Raw genomic sequence first — 22,902 nt, forward strand, 5'->3', positions numbered from 1 at the left:
ACTGGGCGATGATCAGCGAGACCGCGGGGCCCGTGGCCCACGCGCGGGAGTGGCTGCCCGGCGAGCGCCTGCGGTGGGCGGGCGAGATCGGGCTCGCCGGGTACGACGCGAAGGCACGGCGGGAGGAGGATGGCCCCACGAAGGAGGCCAGCCTGATCCTGCACGGCAAGAAGAAGCGGTGCGCGGCGTGGCGGTACTTCGAGCCGCTCATCGCCGTGGAAGCGCTCACCCTGTGGGTGCTCACCGACACCGGGCTGCACGCGGCGCGGTACGACTTCGGCCACACCAGCGTGGGGGACATCGCGCAGTCCGTGAAGGAGCTGTTCGTGCCGAGTGCGCGCGTACGGCCCAAGACGACTCTCGCTCGGCTCACACCGCTGTTCGTGATCGGCCGGGCGGAGATCCGGGACTTCGGGATCGCGGAAACTCCGGCGGGGATGCGCAAGACCAAACCATCGCTGCGCATGACCCTCACCGATGGGTCCGGCCTCGACTTCCGCTTCGGGTTGACCGGGGACGCGCGCGTCTACCAACGACTCCTCGACCTCACCCACGATCGGTAACCCGCATGCCCCTGTACGAAGAGACCGTCGCGAGCCAGTGGTGCGCGCCCGGTGAACGACTGCTGGTGCTGCTCGGCCCCCGCGAAGGCAACATCGCCTCGCGCATCGGTGGACAACCCCGGTTCCCGCACCCGCCCGCGGACGACGTGCCGGAGCTGGTGCCGATCAAGGACGACTGGCCCGAGCTGTCGGACTTCGCGGTGCGCCTCCCCGACGACGAGTGGGTGGACGAGCCGAGTCTCGCTTGGTTCGCGGAGGCGCCGACCGCCGGGCATGACGCTGTCGTGGCTGCGGGCTATCTGGCGGCGGGGAACGGTCAGGTCGGCCTCGCGATCACCGACCGCAGGGTGGCGGTGCTGTTCCCCGAGCGGCTCCTCGTCACGGAACAGCTGCGCCGCAAGGGCTCGGCGCCCAAGAAGCCGGGGCTGCTCGGCCGGGCCGCGAAGGCTTTCGACAACTGGCTCGACACCACCGCCGAGTGGCGCGTCGACGACGCGGTGATCTCGTTCTGGGAGACCGATCGCGTGCCGCAGTGGGACACCGCCCTCGTGGGCCGGGGCGCGCCGTTCACCTGGCTGGTCCGCGTGCGCTTCGCGGACGGCTCCCGCCTGTCGGCCAGGGCGGGGAACCACGACCACCTCGCGGGCTAGTCCGGTCCGCCCTGGCGGAAGCGGTCCAGGACGCGGCGTTCGCGTTTGGTGGGGCGGCCGGTGCCTCGGGAGCGGGTGGCGACGGGGGCGGGGGCGTCCGGGGGTGGGGCGGGGGTGCGGTCTATGAGGCACAGGCTGGCTTCGGGGGCGCCGACGCGTTTTTGGATGGTGCGGGTCACCTCCACGACACGGGTCGTGCCGTTGACGCGGACGCGGATCTCGTCGCCCGGGACGACGACCGTGGCGGGCTTGGCGGGGCGGTCGTTGACCTTGACGTGGCCCGCGCGGCAGGCCGCGGCGGCGTCGGGGCGGGTCTTCATCAGCCGGACCGCCCACAGCCACCGGTCGACGCGGGTGGACTCCATCACGGGCCCATCGTGAGGCGGACGGTGAAACCCGTGCTGTCACCGGCGAACGTCACGTGGTGGCAGAGCTGGTGCGCCAGCCACAGCCCGTAGCCGCCCCCTTCGGGGCGCGGGGCGGGGAGCAGCCCGGCGAAGGGGTCCGCCGGGCCGGGGCCGCGGTCGTGGACGGTGACGGTCATGTGGTCGGCGGCGGTCCAGACCCGGATCCGGATGGGCGGGGTGCCGTACTTGATGGCGTTGGTGACGACCTCGCTGACCGACATGACCACGTCGTCGAGTTCGCGCGGGGCGAGGCTGTCGCGGTTCGCGGTCCGCACGGCGGAGCGCGCGGCCCCGGGCGTGGTCACGACCAGGTCGACGACGGGCGGGGTGTCCTGGATCGGGTACGGCACCATCGGGCGCGGGCTCGACAGGAACAGCGGCGGTTCCACATACCGGGAGTTGCGGACCGGCACCCCTTCGGCGCTCACCACCAGGGAGTGCGTCTTGGCGACGTCGTCGAGGACCCACGACGACGTGGTGCGGGTGTCGTAGGCGCACATGCTGCGCAGCGGGAACCGGTCCCACGCGTAGTTGACCGCCGACTCGTAGCGGCCCCAGACGTCCCACGCGGTGGTCAGCGCCCGGTCGGGGATCTCGCCCAGCAGCCGCACGGCGCGGGCGCCACCGTCGAGGAGCCGGGTGTAGAGGTCGCCGTAGGACTTGATGACGACGGCAGGCCGCCAGTGCAGGTCGCCGGTCGCGAGCACGGTCACCGCGCCGGGGTCGGCCAGCGCGGCGAGGACCAGGTCGGCCCGGGGCCGGTCCAGCGCGACGACCAGGGCCTCGCCGCCGTCGAGGCCGTCGGTCAGGAACGCCGTCGCCGCGTCGACCAGTTCGCGGTCGGTGGCGTAGCAGAGTGCGGCGTGGTCGTAGCCGCGCTTGATCGAGTCGACGTCCGCGCTCACGCCGCCCGCTCCACGCGAACCCCGTCGAGGCGCAGTGCCTCGACGACCCGGGCCGGGCTGAACCGGCTGGTGCGCAGCACGATCGTCAGCCCCCGACGACCCGCCAGCTCCGCCAGCCGCAGCAGCCCGTGGTGGTCGATGAACTCCAGGCCACGGGCGTCGATCACGACCTCGCCTGGTCCCCAGTGCGCGGCGGCGCGGTCGAGCGCCCACGGGAACAGGTCGTGGGCGGCCAGGTCGACGTCCCCGTCGAGGACGACCGCGCCCCCGTCGCCCCAGCCGTGCAGGTGGAACGGGACGGTGTCGACGTTGCCGCGCGGGTGCAGCGCGGCGAGTCGCTCGACGGCGGCGGCACCCAGCCGCGGCGCGTCGTAGGCACACAGGGCGTCGAAGCCGCTCACCGCCATGTAGCGGTCGACGATGTGCTCGTACTCGGCGAACGCGTCGAGCCGGGCCGGGGTGTCGACCAGGTGGGACACCTCGGCGGCGACGCGCAGGCCGGTGAACCCGGCGGCGACGGCCGCGTCGGTCTCGGCGGAGTAGGCGCGCACCTGCTCGACGGGGTCGACGGCGTCGGCGCCGTACATGCCGTCGGGCGACCGCACGTGCACCGCGCCGCGTTCGCGGAGCGCGTCGAAACCGGGGAGCGCGCGCAGGTGGTCGGTCAGCTCGTCGACGCCGCCGGGCGCGATCAGGCACACGCGTTTGCCGTCGGCGAGGCCCTCGGCGAGGAACGCGCGGGCCTTGGCGGCGAACTCGCCGATCTCGGTGAACGACCAGCACAGGTGGGAACGGCCGCGTCCCGTGGACACGTCGCCTAACCCGGTGGTCGGTTTCACTGCCTCACCATACGCGTCTCCGCGCCAACACTAGGAATGGCACGGAAACACCGGTGTGGGAAAGGCCCTGGAATGCCAGCGAGCCCTCCCGGTGGGGAGGGCTCACAAGGGCTGTGGTGGGGATGTGGGCCGGGGGGTTAGTTGGTGGTGGTGGTGAGGGTTTTGAGGCCGGCGTAGTCGCCTGCGCCGAGGAGGCGGCGGGTGGTGTCGCAGGGGCCGGAGGCGGGGGTCATGGTCTGGGTGGCGTTGGCGGTCTGGTCGACGTGGCCGAGGCCGGCGGTGTGGAGGCGTTCGTGGGTGAGGGTGGTCTGCAGGTCGTACTGGGCGCCGGTGCAGTTGGCGGGCAGGGTGGTGAACCAGGTGTAGCCGGTGTTGGCGATCAACGTGTCGCTGGAGACGACGACGCCGCGGGAGTTGAAGTAGGTGCAGGTGTAGGCGAGGACCTTGGCGGGGAGGGTGCCCCAGCCGGTGACGGACTTGCCGTCGTTGCCGGTGCAGGTGGCCTGGGGGGTGACCTGGGGGGCGACGGTGGTGGTGCCGCCGTAGGTGTAGGTGGAGGCGGTGATGGGGGCCAGGCCGCAGCGGTTGGCGCCCTTGGCGACGGTGTCGGTGGAGGCGGTGATCGACGCGAGCGCGGTGGAGGCGATGTTCGCGGGGGCGCCGGCGGGGTTGTAGACCCAGTTGAGGGTGGCGACCTTCCAGGACTTGAGCGCGTAGGTGGTGTCGGAGCAGGCGGTGGTGGCCGCGGTGGTGGTGGCGGTGGCGGTGACGGCGTCGCCCTCGTCGAAGGTGAACGCCTCGGCGACCAGCGTCAACTGCTCCGAGTCGGCGGCCTGGGCGGTGGTGGTGGTGCCGGTGGTGGGCTGGCCGGCGACGATCACCGCGACGGCGGCCAGGGCGGTGGCGGCGAGGGTGGTGATCGAGCGGCGCATCTGGAGACTCCCTGTTCGGTACTGCCGGTCTGGCCTGGTGACACAAGAATCCGAACCGGCGGGAGCGGAACAGGTACGCCAACGGGAGCGGCACGGGTACGCACCTCACCGTTCACACACCGCAGCCGATATTGCGGGGTTTGACCCAAAAGCGGGTCCCCCACAAAGGATCAATTCGGACGTTGCCGAGTCCACACGACACACCCCGCTCGAACCGACACGGAAGTGGCCGGGGCTGTCACCCGGCGGCCCACGTCATGGCGTTGTCAGCCCGAACCGGCCCCTCGGGTCTGGTCGCGGAAGGTGCGGCGGTAAGCGTCCGGGGACACTCCGACGGTGCGGTTGAAGTGCCTGCGCAGGGACGCGGCGGTGCCCAGGCCGGTGGCGGTCGCGATGGACTCCACGCTGTCGTCACCGGTTTCCAGCAGTTCCTGCGCACGGCGAACCCTCTGGTTAAGCAGCCACCGCAACGGGGTCGTGCCGGTCGCGGCGTGGAAGTGGCGGGCCAGGTTGCGCGAGCTCATGGCGGCCCGCCGGGCCAGGTCCTCGACGGTCAACGGCTGGTCCAGCCGCGCGGTCCCAGGGCAGGAGCGCGGTCAGCGGGTGGTCGTCGCGCGCGGGAACGGGCGCGGTGACGAACTGGGCCTGGCCGCCTGCCCGGTGCGGCGGCACGACCAGGTTGCGGGCGAGCCGGTTCGCCACGGCCGAGCCGTGGTCGGCGCGGACCAGGTGCAGGCACAGGTCCATGGCCGCCGCCTTGCCCGCCGAGGTGAGCACGCTGCCGCTGTCGACGTAGAGGACGTCCGGGTCCACGCGGACGTTCGGGTACCGCGCGGCGAGCGCGCCCGCGTGCGCCCAGTGCGTGGTCGCGGTCCGCCCGTCCAGCAGCCCGGCGGCGGCCAGCACGAACGCCCCCGTGCACAGCGACGCCACCCGGGCCCCGGCGTCGTGCGCCACCCGCACCGCGTCGACCAGGTCGGCGGGCGGCGGCACGTCGACGTCGGCCCAGCCGGGAACGATGACCGTGTCCGCGTGGGCCAGGAAGTCGAGCCCGCGGTCGGGCACCAGGTGGAACCGGCCGAGCCGCACGGGCGCCGCGCCGCAGACGGTGAAGTCGTACCAGTCGACGCCGCGCAGGTCGGTGCCGAAGACCTCGCAGGCCAGGGACAGCTCGAACGGGAGCATCCCCTCGGTGGCGACCAACGCGACGCGCATGTCCGAAACTGTACGTCGCTTGTCGTTCCGGACACTGGTCCCGGCCAGGGGCGCGTTGCGAGCATGTCCGCATGAGCGAGAACGTGCTGGTCTACGGCGCCTACGGGCACACCGGGAAGTTCGTGGTGGCGGAACTGCTGGACCGGGGATTCACCCCGCTGCCCTCGGGCCGGGACAAGGACCGCCTCCACTTCCCCGGCCTCGACCCGCGCCCCGCGACCGTCGACGACCCGGCGTCCCTCGACCGGGCCCTGGAGGGCGCCGCCGCGGTCGTCAACTGCGCGGGCCCGTTCGCCACGACGGCCGCCCCGCTGATCTCGGCGGCGCTGCGCGCGGGCATCCCGTACGTCGACGTCGCCGCCGAGATCGAGGCCAACGTCGACACGTTCGCCGAGTTCGCCGACGCGCGCACCCCGGTCATCCCGGCCATGGCGTTCTTCGGCGGACTGGGCGACCTGCTGGTCACCGCCCTGCTCGACGGCGAGACCGCGGCCGACGAGGTGCACATCGCCTACGGCCTGGACAGCTGGCACCCCACGGCGGGCAGCCTCGACGCGGGCGCGGTCTCCCACCGGCGCCGAGCGGGCAGGCGCGTCCGGTACTCCGGCGGCGGCCTCCAGTACCACGACGACCCGCTGCCGACGGTCCGCTGGCCGTTCCCGGACGGCCCGCTGCCGGTGCTCGCCGAGTTCACCATGGCCGACGTCGTCACGATCCCCAGCCACGTCGAGGTCGCCGAGGTCCGCACCTACATGGCGACCCGGGCCGCCGCCGACCTCACCGCGACGACCCCGACCGCCCCCGAGCCCGTCGACGCCCGTGGCCGCTCGGCGCAGACCTTCGTGGTCGACGCCGTCGTCCACATCGGCGACACCAAGCGCCGCGCGGTCGCCACCGGCCAGGACATCTACGCCGTCAGCGCGCCCTTGGCCGTCGAGGCCGTCCACCGCCTCCTCACCGGCCGGACCAGGGCCACCGGGGTCGCCTCGGCGGGCACGGCCTTCGACGCGGCGGACTTCCTCCGCGCCTTGGCCCCGCACATCGCTATCAGCTAGTCGTCCACCAGCAGGAACGCGGGCGGGTCGGCGCGCCACTCGGGGACGTCGAGTGCGTTGAGCGCGGCGACGATCTTCTTCTCCTCGTAGATGAAGTGCGTCAGCATCACCGCCGACAGCGCCGTGATCTCCTGGCGCGCCTTGGCCGAGGTCGCCGGGTCGGGCTCGTCCGGGAGGGCGTCGAGGACCTTGCGCAGGCCCTGCATCAGCCAGTCGAGCTGGTTGTGGTCGGTGCGCAGGGTGGCGAGCACGCCACGCAGTTCGGGGTAGTCGTGAGCGATCGCGGGGAACGCGACGGCGTCCTCGCCCTTGTGGTGGCGGTCGAGTGCGGTGCAGAAGGTCAGGCAGTGCGCGCGGAGGTCGCGTGGTGGCAGGCCCTTGCCGTCGATGTAGTCGTCGACGGCGTCACTCAGGTCCTCCAGCATCTCCCGCAGCCAGATGTGCGCCTCCAGCAACTGGGTGCCGAAGGCGGTGAGGCGATCGCTCGCCCCGGAACGTGCGTCCATGGATTCCTCTCGGGTGCACCACCAGTAATACCCGAGAGGTGGACTCAGCGGATCGGGCGCCAGATCGCGGCGGGGCCGTCGAAACTGTGCGAGAACTGCCCCAGGACCAGGCCGGACCTGGTCATCCCCTCGACGGTGGAGGAGGTCAGCCACTCCGGATCCGGGTTGGGCAGCTCGGCGAGGTGGCCGTCGCGGTCCCACACCACGGCCTCGCTGGTGGTCCACACCCCGTGCTTGGTGCCGAACACGACGCCGTGCTCGTCCACGGCGGCGGTGAAGCCCTCGAGCCGGTCGGCGGGCACGTCCAGCCGGTGCGCGGTGCCGTCCGGGTCCCAGCGGACCGGTGACTGGAACCTGGGGTCCGCGCTGCCGACGGTGCCCGCGACGTAGCCGTTCTCGCTGATCGCGCTCGCGGTCCCGGTCGGGCTGTCACCGACCGGGGCCAGCCGGGTGAGGGTGCCGTCGAGGTTCCAGCGGACCGGGACCCCGGGGGTCCCGCTGCTGCCGACGATCACGCCGCGCTCGTTGGCGTCGGCGTACACGTCGACGCCGCCGAGGGTGGTCAGCACCCGGGGCGTGCCGTCGCGCGACCAGCGCACGACTCGCGTGGTCCCGTCGGGGAACGCGCAGGTGCCGTAGGGCAGGCCCCTGGACGTGACGTTGAACTGCCGGACCGCGCACCCGGCGGGCACCGGCACCGCGACGGGCGCGTCGTCCCCGGTCCACCGCACCAGCGTCTCGCCGGACTGGCCGTACACGACGCCCGCGTCGGTGATCGCCCACGCGGAGCCGGTCCCGTCGCCGGGCAGGACGGGGAGTTCGCGGAGCACCCCGCGGTCCCAGCGGACCGGGTGGGAGGTGCCGTCCGGGGTCTGGGACCAGCCGACGACGGCGCCCCGGTTGTCGATCCCCAGCGGCAGGCTCTGCTCACCGCCCAGGGTGGGCAGGGCGTGGACCCGGCCATCCCGGTCCCAGCGGACGGGGTGGTCGGGCAAGGTGAAGGAGGTCCGGGAGGATCCCACCGCGATGCCCTCGTCGTTGACGGCGTTGAAGTAGACGCTGTCGTCGTCCGGCAGGGGTGGCAGCAGGGTGACGCGGTAGCTCGGCGGGTGGCCACCCCCGAGTGGTGCCGCGGCGGCGGGCGTCGCGCCCGCGATCACCAGGAGGGCCACACAGGCAAGCACGGACTTGGTCGCCATCGAGAAGATCCCCCCATCCGATGACCGGGTTCCCTTCAGGGTTCTCCCGGGTTCCGTTGCCGGTAAAGGGGAGTTCGGCCTGTGAACACGCCACCGCCGCGGGTTCCTCCGGTGGCGAGGCGGCGTCAGTGGTTCGGCCGCCAGACCGCGGCGAACCCCTTGAACTCCGCCGTGGCGAAGAACGAACCCAGGACCAGCCCGGATCCGGTGATGGTGTCGACGCCAGAGGCGGTGAAGCGCTCCGCGTCCGGGTTGGGCAGCGCGGTGGTGTGGCCGTCGCGGTCCCAGACCACCGCGTCGCTGACGAACAGGGGCGCGGTCACCGAGCCGTACACGCGGCCGTGCCCGTCGACGGCGGCGGGGACGGCCTCAACCCGGTTGGGCGGCAGGTCGAGCCGGTGCGCGGTGCCGTCCGGGTCCCAGCGGACCGGAGTACCCGACCAGGGGTACTGGGAGTAGCCGAAACCCGCGATGTAGCCGTTCTCGCTGATCGCGCTCGCGACGGTCGAGGGGCTGCCGACGACCGGGGAGAGCCGTGTGAGCGTGTCGTCGCGGTTCCAGCGGACCGGGACCTTGGTGCCCACACCGCTGGCCCCGACCAGCACACCGCGCTCGGTGGCGGCCCGGACGATGTCGCCGCCGAGGGTCGGTAGGAGCACGGGTGTGCCGTCGCGTGACCAGCGCGTGGCCCGCGAGGTCCCGTCCGCCAGTGCGCAACCGCCGTACTCAACGCCGCCTGCGGTGGCCGACACCGCGCAGCGCACGTACCCGGGCGGGACCGCCACGGGGGTCGGGCCGTCCTTCCCGGTCCAGCGCACAGCGGTCCACGGTCCGTCGAGTTCGGGCCCGGACCTGCCGTAGACGACGCCCGCGTCGGTGATCCACTGCGCGGAGCTGTACCCGTCCCCCGGGAGGGCGCCGAGGTCGCGGACGCGCCCCCGGTCCCAGCGGACGGCGTGCACGGTCTCGTCCGGGGTCTGGGACTCGCCGACGATCACCCCGGAGCCGTTGACGCCGTACGCCCGGCTGTTGTCCCCGCCCAGCGTCGGCAGGGCGTGGGCCGTGCCGTCGCGGTCCCAGCGGACCGCGCGTTCCGGGCCGACGTCCAGGTTCGTGGAGGCGCCCACGACGAGGCCGTGCTCGTTGATGGCCTCGGCGCGGTCCTCCAGGTCCCCCGGCAACGGCTGGAGCACGGTGACGCCGTACTCCGGCGCGGTCCCGTCCGGCGCGGCGGTCGCGGGTGTCGCGCCCACGGTCAGCAGGAAGGCCAGGGAGGCGAGGACCGGATTCTTCGCCATCGCGGAGATCCTCTCGTCCGATGAACGGGTGCCCTCGATGGTTCTCCCGGATTCCGTTGCCGGTAAAGGGGAATTCGTCCTGTGAACGCGCACGCCACCGCCGCCGGGGTTTCCGGCGGCGGTGGCGGTGGCGTCACTGGTTGAGGGTGGCGTAGGAGCCGCGGTGGAACAGCAGGGGTTGCTCGTCGGCGTTGCCGAGGTGGATTGTGTTCACCCGCCCCAGGAACAGGACGTGGTCGCCCGCCACGTGCTCGGTGTCCACATCGCACTCCAGGCAGGTGACCGCGCCGCGCACCAGGACGTTGCCGGAGGCGTCGACCGGGCCGCCGAGGACCCGTTGGGCGTCGAGGCCGCGGGGGCGGTCGCGCTTGGCGAAGCGGGTGGACAGCTCCTCCTGGTCGGCGCCCAGGACGTTGACCGTGAAGCTGCCGCGTGCGGAGATCAGCGATCGCATGCGGCCCTCCGTGCGGATGCTGATCAGCACCAGCATCGGGTCCAGCGACACCGACACCAGGGAGTTGACCGTGATCACCTCGGTGTCGGGGCCGTGACCGCGCGAGATGAGCGCGACACCGGTCGGGAACAGGCCCATGGCGCGGCGGAACGCGGTGCTGTCGGGCAGGCGTTCGACGACGTTGGTCATCACCGCACCGCCCCGGCGAGAGTGGCGCCGAGCGCCTTGCGGTCGACCTTGCCGTTCTGGTTGAGCGGCAACAGGTCGAACGCGGCGACCGTGCGCGGCACCATGTACGCGGGCAACCGGGCGCTCAGCGCGGTGAGCACCTCGTCGGTGTCGCCGACCTCGCCCGTGCAGGCGGCGACCAGCTCGACCTCGCCGTCGTCGCCCGGGATCGCGAGCACGACCGCGTCGACCACGCCCGGGTGGGCCCGCAGAGCGGCCTCGATCTCGCCGAGTTCGACGCGGTAGCCGCGCACCTTCACCTGGTGGTCGAGACGACCCAGGTGAACCATGGCGCCATCCAAGAAGGACACTCGGTCGCCGGTGCGGTACCAGTGCGGTGGACGGCGGCGCGGAGTCCCAGATGGCGTCGATCAGCTCCTCGACCGGCACGACGTGGTCGACCCGCATCAGCAGCAGGCCGAGGATGGTCTGCTGGCGGTGCGCGGTGAACCGCCGGGTCCGCCCGCCCGCCGTCACCTCGACCACACCGAGGACGTTGAACTCGGGCGCGGTCCCCTCCGCGTCACGCATGGTTCCCCTTCGGCAGGCGTCGGGCGGCAGCGACACGGTTCCGCGCGGACAAGTCCGGACCCTCACGGCGACCGGCGCGCGACTCCCACGCGGCGGACCACCACGATCCACTATGCAGTGGGGGCCAACTTCCCGCCACATGTGACCACCACGCACAGTGTGCCCGGAAACGGCGTTTGCCCGCGCGCCCTCGCCCGTTCAGCGCAACCGCAGGGGTAGCAACGCGGTGCTCCGGTTCGCCCAGCACAACGGTCGCCCCCGACGCCGTCCGTCCACAAAGGTCTCAGGCGTCCACGAGGCCGACCAGCAGGCGAGCCGCCTTGGGGCTGCCCATCCGCTCGTAGGCCGCGGCGGCGGCCGCGAGGTGTGCCTCCCGCGCGGCGGGGTCCCCTTGGGAGAGCGCGATTTCCGCGCGCAGCAGGTGGATCTCGGCGCGCAGCGCGCTGTTGTCGAGTCGGACGGCGATCTCCTCGGCACGCGCGGCGGCACCCTCGGCTTCATCGGGTCGACCACCGGCGGCGTACGCGGTCGCGGTGGCCAGCAACGACTTCGCGACCACGCTGTCCGCGCCCGCCGCGACCGCGAGCCGGGCCGCCTCGTCGAAGGCCGCCAGCGCCTCGGGAGCGCGACCAAGACCCGCGAGAGCGCGACCGACGAACAAGGTCTGCATCGCCGTACCCCGCGCGCGGCCGAGACGGACGTTGATGTCCAAGGCTTCCCGGAACCAACGCAGCGCCTCGTCGAAGTGGCCGGTGCGCAGGGCGAGGTTGCCGGTGAAGTCGTGGACGGAACCGCGCAACCGCTCGTCCTGGGCCACTTCACGAGCCCGGTCGAGCTCGGCCGCGGCGGCGTCGAACCGCTCGAGTTCCTGGTACGCCTTGGCGAGCAGGCACCGGCACCGCGCCTCGGCCGCCACCGCGCCGTCGAGCGCGGCGGCCTCGACGGCGAGGCGTCCGGTCTCGACCCAGGCCGCAAGGGGGCGACGGGCGTCGTAGTAGGCGAAGGTCGCTTCGAACAGTTGCCAGATGGGCGTGTGCCAACCACGTTCGGCGCAAGCCCGCATCGCGGCGGCGATGTTGGCGTGCTCCCGGTCGAACCACGCCAGCGCCGCGCCGGCACTCATCGTCAGCTCGACGTCGGCCAGCAGCCGCTTCGGGTCCGCGACCCGCAACCGCTCCCACCCCGTCGCCGCCACATCGGCGGCGGTGGCGCCGAGCAACCACCAGTCCACGGCCCGCCGCAACTGCCCGGCCCGCTCCGCCTCGGTCGTCTCCTCGGCCGCCACCCGCAGCGCGTGCGCGCGGATGAGGCGGTGCATGGCGTACTGGCCGTTGTCGCGCTCCTCGATGAGCGCGGCCGCGGCGAGGTGGTCGAGGTGGCCGCGCACCTCGTTGGTCGGCGCGCCGACCATGGCGCCCAAGACCTCGTCGCCGAACTCGGGGCCGACGAGCAGCCCCACCGCGCGGTAGACGGCGCGGGCGGGCTCGGGCAGCTCGGCGTGCACAGCGTCGGCCACCTTCGTGACCCGGTCGAGCACGAGGTCGGTGTCCCGCAGGTCGTCGATGAGCCGCGCGATGGTCCAGCGCGGGCGCACGGGCAGGCGGGCGCCGATCACGCAGATGGCGAGCGGGAGGCGCCCGCACAGCTCCACCAGCTCGGCCGCGGCCGCGGGCTCGGCGTCGACCCGGCCATCCCCGCAGACAGCGCGCAGCAGGTCGATGGCGTCCGGCGGGTCGAGGGGTTCGAGCACTATCGGGACGGCGCCGTCGACGTGCAGCTCCTCCAGCGCGGTGTTGCCCGCGACCAGCACGAGACCCGCGGCGGAGTTCGGCAGCAACGCCTCGACCTGGGCGGCGTCGGTGACGTCGTCGAGCACGGTGATCAGGCGGGTGCGGGCGGTCCGCGACCGGTAGAGGTCGCGACGGCCCGCGAGGTCGGCGGGGATCTTGACGTCGGGAATGCCCAGGCCCCTGAGGAGCCTGCCGAGCGCCGCGGCGGTCGACTCGCCGTCGGCACCGAAGGCGGCGTACAGGGCGCCGTCGGGGTACTCGCCCGCCAGCTCGGTCGCGGCCCGGCGCAGGAGCGCGGACTTGCCGACCCCCGGCATCCCCCGCACGGCGACCACCACGGGCCTGCCCAACTCGGGTTCGCCGCCGACCAGCGCGCGCAACGCCGCGAGCTGCCCGACCCGGTCGACGAACCGGGACGGCCCGGCGGGGACCTGCGCGGGCACCAGGTCCAGCGGCGGCTCCGGGGCGAACGTCACAGTCCCGATCGACCCCGCCTGCACGACCTGCCCGGCGACCCCCGCGAGCACGTTGCGCACCCCGTCAGCACCCACTGCACCAACCCCCCGCGGCGATCCGTGAACAGCCACGGTACTGCACGCGACCGCGCGGCGCGGGCACACCGGCCGAGGGGTTGCTACGGTGCGCGTACCACCGCACGGCCAGCCCGCCGACCTCCCCACCGGACCGAGACCACCCCGCCGCCCATGGCAATGCGAACCCCAAATGATCATGGTAAAACTCGAGCCGGGAGCCGGGAGCCGGGAGCCGGGAGCCGGGAGCCGGGAGCCGGGAGCCGGGAGCCGGGAGCCGGGAGCCGGGAGCCGGGAGCCGGGAGCCGGGAGCCGGGAGCCGGGAGCCGGGAGCCGGGAGCCGGGAGCCGGGAGCCGGGAGCCGGGAGCCGGGAGCCGGGAGCCGGGAGCCGGGAGCCGGGAGCCGGGAGCCGGGAGCCGGGAGCCGGAGCCGGGAGCCGGGAGCCGGAGCCGGGAGCCGGAGCCGGGAGCCGGGAGCCGGGAGCCCTTCGAACCACCACCTCGACCGTGCCCACGAGTGAGTGGGACACCATCCGCCCGTTGCGCCGGGTGCTGGTCGTCGTCCGCACGCCCGCGACGTTGCGCAGGCTCCAGGACGTGGTGCAGGGCCTGCTCGGCGACCACCGCGTCGAGGTGCGCTTCACCGTCGACAAGGGATCGGAGTTCTCCGGCGGCCTCCCAGACCGGCTGACCGGCGCAGGCGCGCTGCTGATGCCGTGGCAGGAGGCGTGCCGCGCGCGCTTCGACCTGGCACTGGCCGCCAGCGACAAAAGCGCCCTGCACCTCATCGACGCCCCCGTCGTGCTGATGCCCCACGGCGCCGGCTACCACCGCCGATCGACAACCGACCCCGACGACGTGTCCGGACTCCGAAGATCCGCGTTCATCGCCGACGACTCCGTACTCCCCCACACCGTCGTAGTCGCACACGAACACCAGGTCGCCACGCTCGCCACGGTGGACCCACGGCTGGCCAAGCACGCGATGGTCACCGCCGACCCGTGCCTGGACCGCGTCGTCGCCAGCGAGTCCCTACGCCTCCCCCACCGCCGCTCCTTCGCCGCGGGCAACCGCCGGATGGTCCTGCTGTGCTCGACCTGGGGCCCCAACTCCCTGTTCGGCACCGACCTCCGCCTGGCGGAACGCCTGGTCACCACCCTCCCCGCCGACGAGTTCCGCGTGGCGATGACGTTGCACCCCAACATCTGGCGCCGCCACGGCCGGATGCAGGTGCTCGCCTGGCTCCGCCCCGCCATCGCGGCGGGCCTGGCACTACTCCCCCAAGACGAGGACTGGCGACCAGGCCTACTCGCCGCCGACGTCGTCGTATCCGACCACGGCTCCCTGACCTGCTACGCCGCCGCCGCGGGCAGACCCGTACTACTGGCCACCAACGGCGGCCCCGAGGTCGTCCCCGGCTCCCCCCTGGCCGGCCTACTGGCCGCGTTACCCACCCTCCACCCCGGCACCCTCACCGGCCCACTCCCAACCCCCGTAGCCGACGAGGTGACGGCAGCGGTGTTCCGTGAGCGCGGAACGTCGGCAACCGCCCTGAACCAGCTGTTCTACCGAATCATGAACCTGCCCGACCCACCGACGCGCGCGGTCCCGGAACCGGTACCACCCGCGGAGATCGAGATCGCCGAACCCACCCACTACCGGACAACGGTGCGCCACACCCTCTTCGCCGCAGACCACGTCCACCTCTCCATCGAGCGCACCACAGCCCGCTGGCCGGAGCCGTCCGCACCCCTGTCGGCCGAGGAGACAACACCGGACCTGGCCATCCTGGAGAGCGCGACGTCGGTGTGGACCAACACCCCGTTCCCCGACACGGAAACCGCAACCGACTACGCACGCGGAATGCTCCACCGCTTCCCCGGCACCCGCCTTACAACAGCCGCAACACAAGACCAAACCATCGCCACCCTGCGCGACGGCACAGTCATCACCGCCCACACCACAACCACCCTGTCGGCAACCACAGCCGCCCTCCACTGGTGGTCCACAGCGCCCCGGCGACCACACCACATCACCCTCGAAGCAGGCGCGTCGAGCGGCGTCATCCGCCTCTGACCCCGAACTCCCCGCGCCACGCGGGAACTCCCTCCCAGTCCTCGCGCCACGGGGACCCACCACCTACGCCACCACACTGTGGCAACGACCTCTCTGCGACCGGGCTGACACAACCAGGCGGCGGTCGTCCACTCAACGCGAGCAGGCCAGTCCCGCCAACCCGGTCGACCTTCGCCGCCAACCCCACGTCGCCACGACCGCCCAGCCACCACCCGCCGCGGTCCGCGGCCACCTGAGCCCGAGCCCCCACAGCGCCCTGCCCATCAGCACAATCGGGCGGCGGGTGTCCCTCAGCGCAGGCGGACCAGTTCCGCCAGGGCCTCGTCCGACAGTTCGGTCAGGGCCGCCTCCCCGTGGCCCAAGACGGTGTCGGCGAGTTCGCGTTTGGCGGCGACCAGGGTGGCGACGCGTTCCTCCACGGTGCCCTCGGCCATGATCCGGTGGACCTGGACCGCCTTGGTCTGGCCGATTCGGTGGGCGCGGTCCGTGGCCTGGTCCTCGACCGCCGGGTTCCACCAGCGGTCGTAGTGCACGACGTGGTCGGCCCGGGTCAGGTTGAGGCCGGTCCCGGCCGCCTTCAGCGACAGCAGGAACACCGGGAACTCCCCCGCGTCGAAGCGGGACACCAGTCGATCCCGTTGGGGTACCGGGGTTCCGCCGTGCAGCAGGCCCACCGGGATGCCCCGGCTCGTCAGGTGTTGTTCCAGCAGACGGGCCATGACTACGTACTGGGTGAAGACCAGGGCGGCGCCGTCTTCGGCGACCACGGTGTCGAGCAGGTCGTCGAGCAGCGCCAGTTTGCCGGACCGCCCGGTCATGCGGGGTTCCGCCTCACCCAGGTACTGGGCCGGGTGGTTGCAGATCTGCTTCAGCGCGGTCAGCAGCTTCAGCACGTGCCCACGCCGCGAAATGCCCTCGGCGCCCCGGATCGTCGCCATGGCTTCGCGCACGGCCGCCGTGTAGAGGCCCGCCTGTTCCCTCGTCAGGGGCACGGTGTGGTCGGTCTCGGTCTTCGGGGGCAGTTCCGGGGCCACGCCCGGGTCGGACTTGCGGCGCCGCAGCACGAAGGGCCGCACCAGTCGGGAGAAGCGGGACGCCGCCTCGGGGTCGCGGCCGGACTCGATCGGGGCGGCCCAGCGGGCCTTGAAGGCGGCGGCCGAGCCGAGCAGGCCCGGGGTGGTCCAGTCGAGGATGGCCCAGAGGTCGGCGAGCGAGTTCTCCACCGGGGTGCCGGTCAGCGCGATGCGGGCGTCGGCGGGGATGGTGCGCAGGGCCTTGGCGGTGGCGGAGGACGCGTTCTTGACGTGCTGGGCCTCGTCGGCGACGACCATGGACCACGGGTGGGCGGCCAGGGTCGCGGCGTCGCGGCGCATGGTGGGGTAGGTGGTGAGGGTGAACCCCGCTGCGGCCGGGGTGCGGTCGCGGCCGTGGAAGCGGTGCACCGGGACACCCGGGGCGAAGCGGGCGATCTCCCGGGCCCAGTTGCCCAGCAGCGACGCGGGGCACACCACCAGCGTCGGGCCGGGGCCGCGGTGCAGGTGCAGGGCGATGACCGTGATCGTCTTGCCCAGCCCCATGTCGTCGGCGAGGCACGCCCCCAGGCCGAGGCCCGTCATCCGGGCGAGCCAGCGCAGACCGCGCAGCTGGTAGTCGCGCAGGGTCGCGGTCAACACCGCCGGTTGCGCGACCGGCTCCGCGCCCGCCTCCGGGTCGGCGATCCGGGCGCGCAGCGCCTCCAGCGCGCCCGCGGCGGCCACCGCGGCGGGCCCTCCGTCCACTGTGTACTCACCGGCCAGCACCGAGCCCAGGGCCTCGGACACGCCCATGGGCGCGAGGGCGCGGGGCACCAGTCCCGGTCGGACCAGCACCCAGCGGTCGCGCAGGCGGACGGCGCCGCGGTGGGTCGCGGCGAGGGCGTCGACCTCGGCCCTGGTCAGTTCCGCGCCGTCGAGGGTCAGCTCCCAGTCGGCGGAGAACAGGCCGCGCGACTCGGTGCGGCCGACCAGCACCCGGCGTTCGACCGTGCCGACGAGGTCGCGCGGCCAGTGCACGTCGATGTCCATGCGGTGGGCGTTGACGAGCAGGTCGCCGACCTCCGCCTCGGTCAGGGCCAAGCGGTCCGGCACCTCCTGGTCGACGAGTCGGCGCAGGGGCGGCCACCGGCGGGACGCGCGGACGATGGCGTCGACGAACCGCTCGCGGCCGTGGTCGTCGCCGCGCGCCCACAGCTCCGCCCCGTCCAGCACGAGGGCGGGCTCGAACACCGCGTGCGCCTGGGGCACACACGTCCCGTCCGGCTCCAGCCGCAGGGACAGCCGCACGCCGCCGGGCATCGCCTGGCGCGGTGGCGGGCCGACGATCGCGTCGACGAACGCCAGCACGGCCGCCTCGGAGGTGGCGTCGGTGTTGTGCGCGTCCGCGGGCATCCGCCCGGCCAGCTCACCGAGCCGGGTGGCGTCCTCCGCGCTCAGCGCGCCCCGCGCGATGCACCGGATGGCGATGACCACCACCGCGCCCCAGAACGCCGCCGTCGGGTGACCGCCCGGCTCGCGGCGGGCGCGGCTGAGGATCGGCACGGCCTCGGGCAGCGGCAGCCGCACCGTGGCCACCGTGCGGTCGGCCAGGACCAGCTCACCCAGGTCCGACCCGTCCGGCAGCCCGTCGCCGTGGAACGCGACCGTCCCGGCCTCCACGGTCGCCGCGCACCGGGCGAGTTCGGTCCTCACGGCGCCAACCAGTCCAGGACCTCGTCCACGGCGCCCACCACGGGCACGTCCGGCGCGGGCGGCCTGCGCACGACCACCACCGGGACGCCCATCTCCTGGGCAGCGTCCACCTTGGCGACGGTCAGCGGTCCCCCGCTGTCCTTCGTCACCAGAACGTCGACCCCATGTCCCCGAAGCAACGCCAGCTCGGTGTCCACAGTGTACGGGCCGCGGTCGAGGAGCACCAACCGCTTTGCCGGCAACGGTTCCTCCGGCGGGTCGACGCACCGGATCAGGAACCACCGCGCCGAGTCGGCGAAGGCGGACAGCCCCTGCCTGCCCGTGGTGAGGAAGATCCGCTCCCCCAAGCCGTCCGCGACCGCCGCGGCCTCGGCCAGATCGGACACCCAGTGCCACCCCGGCCGCGCAGGCCAGCCGGGCCGGCGCAGCATCAGCAGCGGCACACCGGCTTTCCCCGCTGCTTCGGCCGCCGACGCGCTGATCCGCGCGGCGAACGGGTGCGTGGCATCGACGACCGCGTCGATCCCCGCGCCCGCCAGCCACTCGGCCAGCTTGTCCGGCCCGCCGAACCCGCCGACCCGCACCTCCCCCACGGGCAGCCGCGGATCGCGCACCCGTCCCGCGAGCGACGAGACCACCGCGAACCCGGGTCGCCCGTGCAGCGCGGACGCGAGCGCGCGCGCCTCACCGGTCCCGCCCAGCACCAACACCTTCACGGACGCTCCCGCCCGACCGAACACAAGCCGCCACCGGACACCCCGAGGACCTTCACGGGCGTTCCCGCGCGGCCGAGTACAGGTGGCTGTCGCAGAAGCCGCCCGGGTCCAGGACCCGGCCGACGATGATCACGGCTGTGCGCCGGATACCCGCCGACGCCACCTGTTCGGCGATGTCGGCGAGGGTCCCGCGCAGCACCACCTCGTCGGCGCGCGACGCGTACGCCACCACCGCGACGGGGCAGTGCGCGCCGTAGTTGGGCACCAGTTCCGCGACCACTTCCCCGATCCGCTGGACGGCGAGGTGCAGCACCATCGTCGCGCCGGACTTGCCGAGCGTGTCGAGGTCCTCCCCAGCCGGCATCGGCGTGGCGCGGGCCGACGTCCGGGTCAGGATCACCGTCTGGCCGACGGCGGGCACCGTCAGCTCGCGGCGCAGCGCCGCGGCGGCGGCGGCGAACGCGGGCACGCCGGGCGTCACGTCATAGGGCACGCCCGCCGCGTCGAGCCTGCGCATCTGCTCGGCCATGGCGCTGAACACCGACGGGTCACCGGAGTGCAGTCGCGCCACGTCGTGCCCCGAGGCGTGCGCGGCCAGCATCTCCGCGACGATCTCGTCCAGCGTCAGGTTGGCCGTGTCGACCTTGCGCGCGTCCGGAGGGCACACCGCGAGCAGGTCCGCCGGGACCAGCGCGCCCGCGTACAGGCACACCGGCGCGGCGGCGACGAGGTCCCGGCCGCGCACGGTGATCAGGTCGGCCGCGCCCGGCCCGGCGCCGATGAAGTGGACTGTCACGCGTCCTCCCGGGGTTTGACCGCGACCCACTGGGTCACCGGCATCGCGGGTCGCCAACCGGTGAAGCCGCCGATCGGCGCGGCGCGGCTCACCGACAGCCGGGTCAGCGCGCCGCCGACCTCGCCGTGCCACCGGGTCACGAGCGCCTCGGACTCCAACGTCACCGCGTTGACCACGATCCGCCCGCCCGGCCGCAGCGCCGCCCAGCAGGCCGGGAGCACGCCGTCCGCGGTGACCCCGCCGCCCACGAACACCGCGTCGGGCGCGTCCAACCCGTCCAGTGCCGAGGGCGCCGAGCCGCGCACGAGCCGCAGCCCGGGCACGCCGAGGGACGCCGCGTTGCGCAGCACCCGGTCGGCCCGGTCCGCCCGCGGTTCCACCGCCACCGCCCGGCACGCGGGGTGCGTCCGCAGCCACTCGATGCCGACGCTCCCCGAGCCCGCGCCCACGTCCCAGAGCAACTCCCCCGGCTCCGGCGCCAGGGCCGCCAGGGTCACCGCGCGCACCTCCCGCTTGGTGATCTGGCCGTCGTGCTCGTAGACGTCGTCGGGCAGCCCCGGGACGCGCGGCAGCCGCCGAGCACCCGGCTCGGCCACGCACTCGATCGCCACCACGTTCAGCGGCGCGTTGCCCGTCAACGCCGCCGTGACCCGTTCGTCCGGTCCGCCGAGGTTCTCCAGGACCCGGACCAGACTGGCACCGAAGCCGCGGGCGCGCAGCAAGTTGTCCACAGCCCCCGGCGTCGACGAGTTCTCGCTGAGCACGAGCACCCGCCGCCCCGGGTGCAGGGCCGCGTGCAGGCGCTCGACAGGCCGGTTGACCGCGCTGACGACCTGCACGTCCTGCACGGGCCACCCGAGCCGCGCGCACGCCAACGACACCGAGGAGGGGTGCGGCAGCACGCGCACCTCGGTGAACCGGCTCAGCGTCGTCCCGATCCCGTGGAACATGGGGTCGCCGCTGGCGAGCACGCACACGGCCCGGCCCGCGTGCTCGGCCAGCACGCGCGGGATCGCGGGCACCAGCGGGGTCGGCCACACGACCCGCTCCGCCACCATGTCCTGGGGCACCAAGTCTACCTGCCGCGCCGACCCGATGACCACGTCCGCTGAGGTCAAGGCCGCGAGGGCGGACGGGGACAGCCCGTCGACGCCGTCCGCACCGATTCCCACCACCGTCACCGCCACGGCCGCTGACCCTAACCCCCGAGATCCCCGCCACGTGTCTTGGCCCGCGCCCGACCGGTCTGCGACGATGCGAGGCGACCAAGCAGGGTGCGCGAGGAAGCCGGTGCGATTCCGGCGCGGTCCCGCCACTGTGACCGGGGAGCGACCCCTGACGACGCCACGGCAGCCGCCGGAAGGCCAGGGCGAGCACTGATCCGGGAGCCAGGACACTCCGCCCTGCCGACGACCGACCCGGGCGCGGACCCGGAGTGAGGATCACTGGCGTGTCATCAGGCGTGTCTGCCGCCCCGGGCGTGTCGCACCCCGGCTACCCGTTCTCCGCCGTCGTCGGGCACGCCGACCTACGGCTGTCGCTGCTGCTCAACGCGGTGCACCCCGGTATCGGCGGTGTGCTGGTGCGCGGCGAGAAGGGCACCGCGAAGTCGACGGTGGTGCGCGCGCTGGCCGCGTTGCTGCCCGTGGCCGGGGTGGTCGCGGGGTGCCGCTTCTCCTGCGACCCCGCCGGTCCGGACCCCCGCTGCCCCGACGGCCCGCACGCCGCGCCGGTGCCCGACACCCGCCCCGCGCGGCTGGTGGAGCTGCCGGTCGGCGCTACCGAGGACCGGTTGATCGGGTCCCTCGACCTCGAACGCGCCCTGACCGAGGGCGTGCGCGCGTACCAGCCGGGTCTGCTCGCCGCCGCGCACCGGGGCGTGCTGTACGTCGACGAGGTCAACCTGCTGCACGACCACCTGGTCGACCTGCTGCTCGACGCCGCCGCGATGGGCCGCGCGCACGTGGAGCGCGAGGGCGTGTCGGTGTCGCACGCGGCGTCGTTCCTGCTGGTCGGGACCATGAACCCGGAGGAAGGCGAGCTGCGGCCGCAGCTGCTGGACCGGTTCGGGCTGACCGTGGAGGTGCGCGCGGCGCGCGATGTGGACACCCGCACGGAGGTGGTGCGGCGCAGGCTGGCGTTCGAGGCGGACCCCGCCGGGTTCGCGGCGACGTGGGCGGACGCGGACGCGGAGTTGGCGGCGAGGATCGTGGCCGCGCGGTCGGCGTTGCCGTCGGTGGTGCTGCCGGACGCGGAGCTACGGCGGATCGCCGCGGTGTGCGCGGCGTTCGACGTCGACGGTATGCGAGCCGACCTGGTGTTGGCGCGCACCGCGGTGGCGCACGCCGCGTGGCGGGGCGCGGCAGCGGTCGAAGAAGAAGACGTCGCGGTGGCCGCGCGGTTGGCGCTACCGCACCGGCGGCGCCGGGATCCGTTCGACGAGCCGGGTATCGAACAGGACCAGTTGGAGCAGGCGCTGCGGGACGCGGCCGAGCAGACCGAACCGGACGACGACCCGACCCCCGACGGCCCTGGTGGCGGGGCCCCGGATGCGGCGGACGCACCGGACAGTTCCGGTCCGGACAGCTCTGGCCAGAGCCCGGAGGGGACTGGCGAGGCGCCGCGGGGTGGCGACCAGTCGCGGCCGCCGGTGCGGCCCGACGAGGGGTTCCGAGCGCGGGTGCTGGAGATCGCGGGTGTCGGCGAGGGGGCGCCGGGTCGGCGGTCCCGGTCGCGCGCGGGCGCGGGTCGGGCGTTGCGCTCCTCGCAGTCGCAGGGGGCGGGAATCCACGTCGTAGGCACTTTGACGGCCGCTGCACCGTTCCAGCGGGACCGGGGTCGTAGTGGGCCGGGGTTGGTTGTGCGGTCCGGGGACGTGCGTCGGGCGGTGCGGGAGGGGCGGGAGTCCAACCTGGTGCTGTTCGCGGTGGACGCGTCCGGGTCGATGGCGGCGCGCAAGCGCATGTCGGCGGTGACCGGTGCGGTGGTGTCGTTGTTGCGCGACGCCTACCAGCGACGCGACAAGGTCGGCTTGGTGACGTTCCGGGGTGGTGCGGCCGAGTTGGCGCTACCGCCCACCTCTTCGGTTGAGGCCGCCGTTGCGCGACTACGCGATTTGCGGACCGGTGGACGTACACCGCTCGCCGACGGCTTGCTGCGGGCGCGGAAAACGCTGACCACGGAAAAGCTCCGCGATCCGCGTAGGCGCGCGTTGTTGGTCGTAGTGACCGACGGTCGCGCCACGGTCGCGGTCAACCGGAACGGCCGCACGTCCAACGACCCCCTCGCGGACGCGCTGCGCGCCGCGTCGGTCATCGCCGCGGACGGTGTGGCCAGCGTGGTGGTGGACTGCGAGAGCGGGCCGGTGCGGCTCGGGCTCGCCGACCGGCTCGCCGTCGCGCTCGGGGCGACCGGGCTGCGGCTCGAGGAACTGTCCGCCGACGCCGTCGCGGGTGTGGTCCGCGCGGTCCGCGCCGCCTAGGAGTC

19 protein-coding genes, 1 pseudogene and 1 riboswitch are annotated in these 22,902 nt (G+C 73.6%); of the genes and pseudogenes, 5 read left to right on the plus strand and 15 right to left on the minus strand.

Annotated features, from left to right (window positions below; all coding sequences use genetic code 11):
- Positions 1–8: 8 nt before the first annotated feature.
- Together V5P93_RS23230 and V5P93_RS23235 are read left to right on the plus strand one after the other, a co-directional pair.
- Positions 9–563 (plus strand): hypothetical protein, encoded by a 555-nt coding sequence (locus V5P93_RS23230; protein ID WP_104478787.1) that lies wholly within the window; start codon positions 9–11, stop codon positions 561–563.
- Positions 564–568: 5 nt separating this feature from the next.
- Complete coding sequence (locus V5P93_RS23235; protein WP_104478786.1) at positions 569–1,213, plus strand: hypothetical protein; 645 nt, start codon at positions 569–571, stop codon at positions 1,211–1,213.
- On the opposite strand, the gene V5P93_RS23240 is transcribed toward V5P93_RS23235, so the two are convergent.
- From V5P93_RS23240 to V5P93_RS23260, 5 genes and pseudogenes are all read right to left on the minus strand, one after another.
- On the minus strand, positions 1,210–1,578 hold the full coding sequence (locus V5P93_RS23240; RefSeq protein WP_104478785.1) for an RNA-binding S4 domain-containing protein: 369 nt from the start codon (positions 1,576–1,578) through the stop codon (positions 1,210–1,212). The genes V5P93_RS23235 and V5P93_RS23240 overlap by 4 nt on opposite strands.
- Positions 1,578–2,525, minus strand: coding sequence for a sensor histidine kinase (locus V5P93_RS23245; RefSeq protein ID WP_181043433.1), 948 nt, complete (start codon positions 2,523–2,525; stop codon positions 1,578–1,580). The genes V5P93_RS23240 and V5P93_RS23245 overlap by 1 nt, the downstream gene beginning before the upstream one ends.
- On the minus strand, positions 2,522–3,364 hold the full coding sequence (locus tag V5P93_RS23250) for an MEDS domain-containing protein (RefSeq protein ID WP_104478783.1): 843 nt from the start codon (positions 3,362–3,364) through the stop codon (positions 2,522–2,524). The genes V5P93_RS23245 and V5P93_RS23250 overlap by 4 nt, the downstream gene beginning before the upstream one ends.
- A gap of 137 nt (positions 3,365–3,501) precedes the next feature.
- Entirely contained in the window at positions 3,502–4,296 is a 795-nt protein-coding gene (locus V5P93_RS23255; protein ID WP_374065065.1) for a peptidase M10A, read from the minus strand.
- A gap of 266 nt (positions 4,297–4,562) precedes the next feature.
- Positions 4,563–5,511, minus strand: a pseudogene (locus V5P93_RS23260) (helix-turn-helix domain-containing protein).
- 71 nt (positions 5,512–5,582) lie between these two features.
- Between V5P93_RS23260 and V5P93_RS23265 the strand changes: the two are divergent.
- Positions 5,583–6,566, plus strand: a complete 984-nt coding sequence (locus tag V5P93_RS23265) for a saccharopine dehydrogenase NADP-binding domain-containing protein (RefSeq protein WP_104483668.1) — start codon at positions 5,583–5,585, stop codon at positions 6,564–6,566.
- Here V5P93_RS23265 and V5P93_RS23270 read toward each other — a convergent pair.
- The 6 genes from V5P93_RS23270 to V5P93_RS23295 form a co-directional block, all read right to left on the minus strand.
- On the minus strand, positions 6,563–7,072 hold the full coding sequence (locus V5P93_RS23270) for a hemerythrin domain-containing protein (protein WP_104483667.1): 510 nt from the start codon (positions 7,070–7,072) through the stop codon (positions 6,563–6,565). The two genes, V5P93_RS23265 and V5P93_RS23270, sit on opposite strands and share 4 nt — an antisense overlap.
- Positions 7,073–7,116: 44 nt before the next feature.
- Complete coding sequence (locus V5P93_RS23275) at positions 7,117–8,271, minus strand: hypothetical protein (RefSeq protein WP_104483666.1); 1,155 nt, start codon at positions 8,269–8,271, stop codon at positions 7,117–7,119.
- Between the two features lie 125 nt (positions 8,272–8,396).
- Positions 8,397–9,569 (minus strand): hypothetical protein, encoded by a 1,173-nt coding sequence (locus V5P93_RS23280; protein ID WP_104483665.1) that lies wholly within the window; start codon positions 9,567–9,569, stop codon positions 8,397–8,399.
- 133 nt (positions 9,570–9,702) lie between these two features.
- Positions 9,703–10,212 (minus strand): flavin reductase family protein, encoded by a 510-nt coding sequence (locus V5P93_RS23285; RefSeq protein ID WP_104483664.1) that lies wholly within the window; start codon positions 10,210–10,212, stop codon positions 9,703–9,705.
- Positions 10,212–10,541: a hypothetical protein gene (locus tag V5P93_RS23290; RefSeq protein ID WP_104483663.1), complete on the minus strand. Its 330-nt coding sequence runs from the start codon at positions 10,539–10,541 to the stop codon at positions 10,212–10,214. The genes V5P93_RS23285 and V5P93_RS23290 overlap by 1 nt, the downstream gene beginning before the upstream one ends.
- A 524-nt stretch (positions 10,542–11,065) precedes the next feature.
- A complete protein-coding gene (locus V5P93_RS23295) occupies positions 11,066–13,123 on the minus strand; it encodes a tetratricopeptide repeat protein (RefSeq protein WP_245931828.1) in 2,058 nt (685 codons plus the stop codon).
- A 486-nt stretch (positions 13,124–13,609) separates the two neighbouring features.
- Here V5P93_RS23295 and V5P93_RS23300 point away from each other — a divergent pair, with 486 nt between their 5' ends.
- Positions 13,610–15,178 (plus strand): hypothetical protein, encoded by a 1,569-nt coding sequence (locus tag V5P93_RS23300; RefSeq protein ID WP_104483473.1) that lies wholly within the window; start codon positions 13,610–13,612, stop codon positions 15,176–15,178.
- 290 nt (positions 15,179–15,468) lie between these two features.
- Here V5P93_RS23300 and V5P93_RS23305 read toward each other — a convergent pair whose 3' ends face one another.
- Genes V5P93_RS23305 through cbiE form a run of 4 tightly spaced genes read right to left on the minus strand, consistent with a single transcriptional unit; the run spans position 15,469 to position 20,603 of the window.
- Entirely contained in the window at positions 15,469–17,904 is a 2,436-nt protein-coding gene (locus tag V5P93_RS23305) for a DEAD/DEAH box helicase (RefSeq protein ID WP_104483474.1), read from the minus strand.
- Positions 17,901–18,620, minus strand: coding sequence for a cobalt-precorrin-6A reductase (locus tag V5P93_RS23310; protein ID WP_245931799.1), 720 nt, complete (start codon positions 18,618–18,620; stop codon positions 17,901–17,903). Before V5P93_RS23310 ends, V5P93_RS23305 begins: the two co-directional genes overlap by 4 nt.
- Positions 18,621–18,672: 52 nt before the next feature.
- Positions 18,673–19,416, minus strand: coding sequence for a precorrin-4 C(11)-methyltransferase (cobM, locus tag V5P93_RS23315; RefSeq protein WP_104483475.1), 744 nt, complete (start codon positions 19,414–19,416; stop codon positions 18,673–18,675).
- Positions 19,413–20,603, minus strand: a complete 1,191-nt coding sequence (gene cbiE / locus V5P93_RS23320; protein ID WP_181043958.1) for a precorrin-6y C5,15-methyltransferase (decarboxylating) subunit CbiE — start codon at positions 20,601–20,603, stop codon at positions 19,413–19,415. Before cbiE ends, cobM begins: the two co-directional genes overlap by 4 nt.
- Before the next feature lie 93 nt (positions 20,604–20,696).
- Positions 20,697–20,815, plus strand: a riboswitch (cobalamin riboswitch).
- Between the two features lie 51 nt (positions 20,816–20,866).
- Between cbiE and V5P93_RS23325 the strand changes: the two genes are divergently transcribed.
- On the plus strand, positions 20,867–22,897 hold the full coding sequence (locus tag V5P93_RS23325; protein ID WP_245931800.1) for a putative cobaltochelatase: 2,031 nt from the start codon (positions 20,867–20,869) through the stop codon (positions 22,895–22,897).
- Positions 22,898–22,902: the final 5 nt, after the last annotated feature.

Origin of the sequence: Actinokineospora auranticolor (assembly GCF_041897805.1) — a bacterium.
Taxonomy (GTDB): Bacteria; Actinomycetota; Actinomycetes; order Mycobacteriales; family Pseudonocardiaceae; genus Actinokineospora; species Actinokineospora auranticolor.

Excerpts from the sequence above, each read along its gene's own strand:
- V5P93_RS23230 (WP_104478787.1), top strand. The coding sequence starts at position 9 with ATGATCAGCGAGACCGCGGGGCCCGTGGCCCACGCGCGGGAGTGGCTG.
- V5P93_RS23235 (WP_104478786.1), top strand. The coding sequence starts at position 569 with ATGCCCCTGTACGAAGAGACCGTCGCGAGCCAGTGGTGCGCGCCCGGT.
- V5P93_RS23240 (WP_104478785.1), bottom strand. The coding sequence starts at position 1,578 with ATGGAGTCCACCCGCGTCGACCGGTGGCTGTGGGCGGTCCGGCTGATG.
- V5P93_RS23255 (WP_374065065.1), bottom strand. The coding sequence starts at position 4,296 with ATGCGCCGCTCGATCACCACCCTCGCCGCCACCGCCCTGGCCGCCGTC.
- V5P93_RS23265 (WP_104483668.1), top strand. The coding sequence starts at position 5,583 with ATGAGCGAGAACGTGCTGGTCTACGGCGCCTACGGGCACACCGGGAAG.
- V5P93_RS23270 (WP_104483667.1), bottom strand. The coding sequence starts at position 7,072 with ATGGACGCACGTTCCGGGGCGAGCGATCGCCTCACCGCCTTCGGCACC.
- V5P93_RS23275 (WP_104483666.1), bottom strand. The coding sequence starts at position 8,271 with ATGGCGACCAAGTCCGTGCTTGCCTGTGTGGCCCTCCTGGTGATCGCG.
- V5P93_RS23280 (WP_104483665.1), bottom strand. The coding sequence starts at position 9,569 with ATGGCGAAGAATCCGGTCCTCGCCTCCCTGGCCTTCCTGCTGACCGTG.
- V5P93_RS23285 (WP_104483664.1), bottom strand. The coding sequence starts at position 10,212 with ATGACCAACGTCGTCGAACGCCTGCCCGACAGCACCGCGTTCCGCCGC.
- V5P93_RS23290 (WP_104483663.1), bottom strand. The coding sequence starts at position 10,541 with ATGGTTCACCTGGGTCGTCTCGACCACCAGGTGAAGGTGCGCGGCTAC.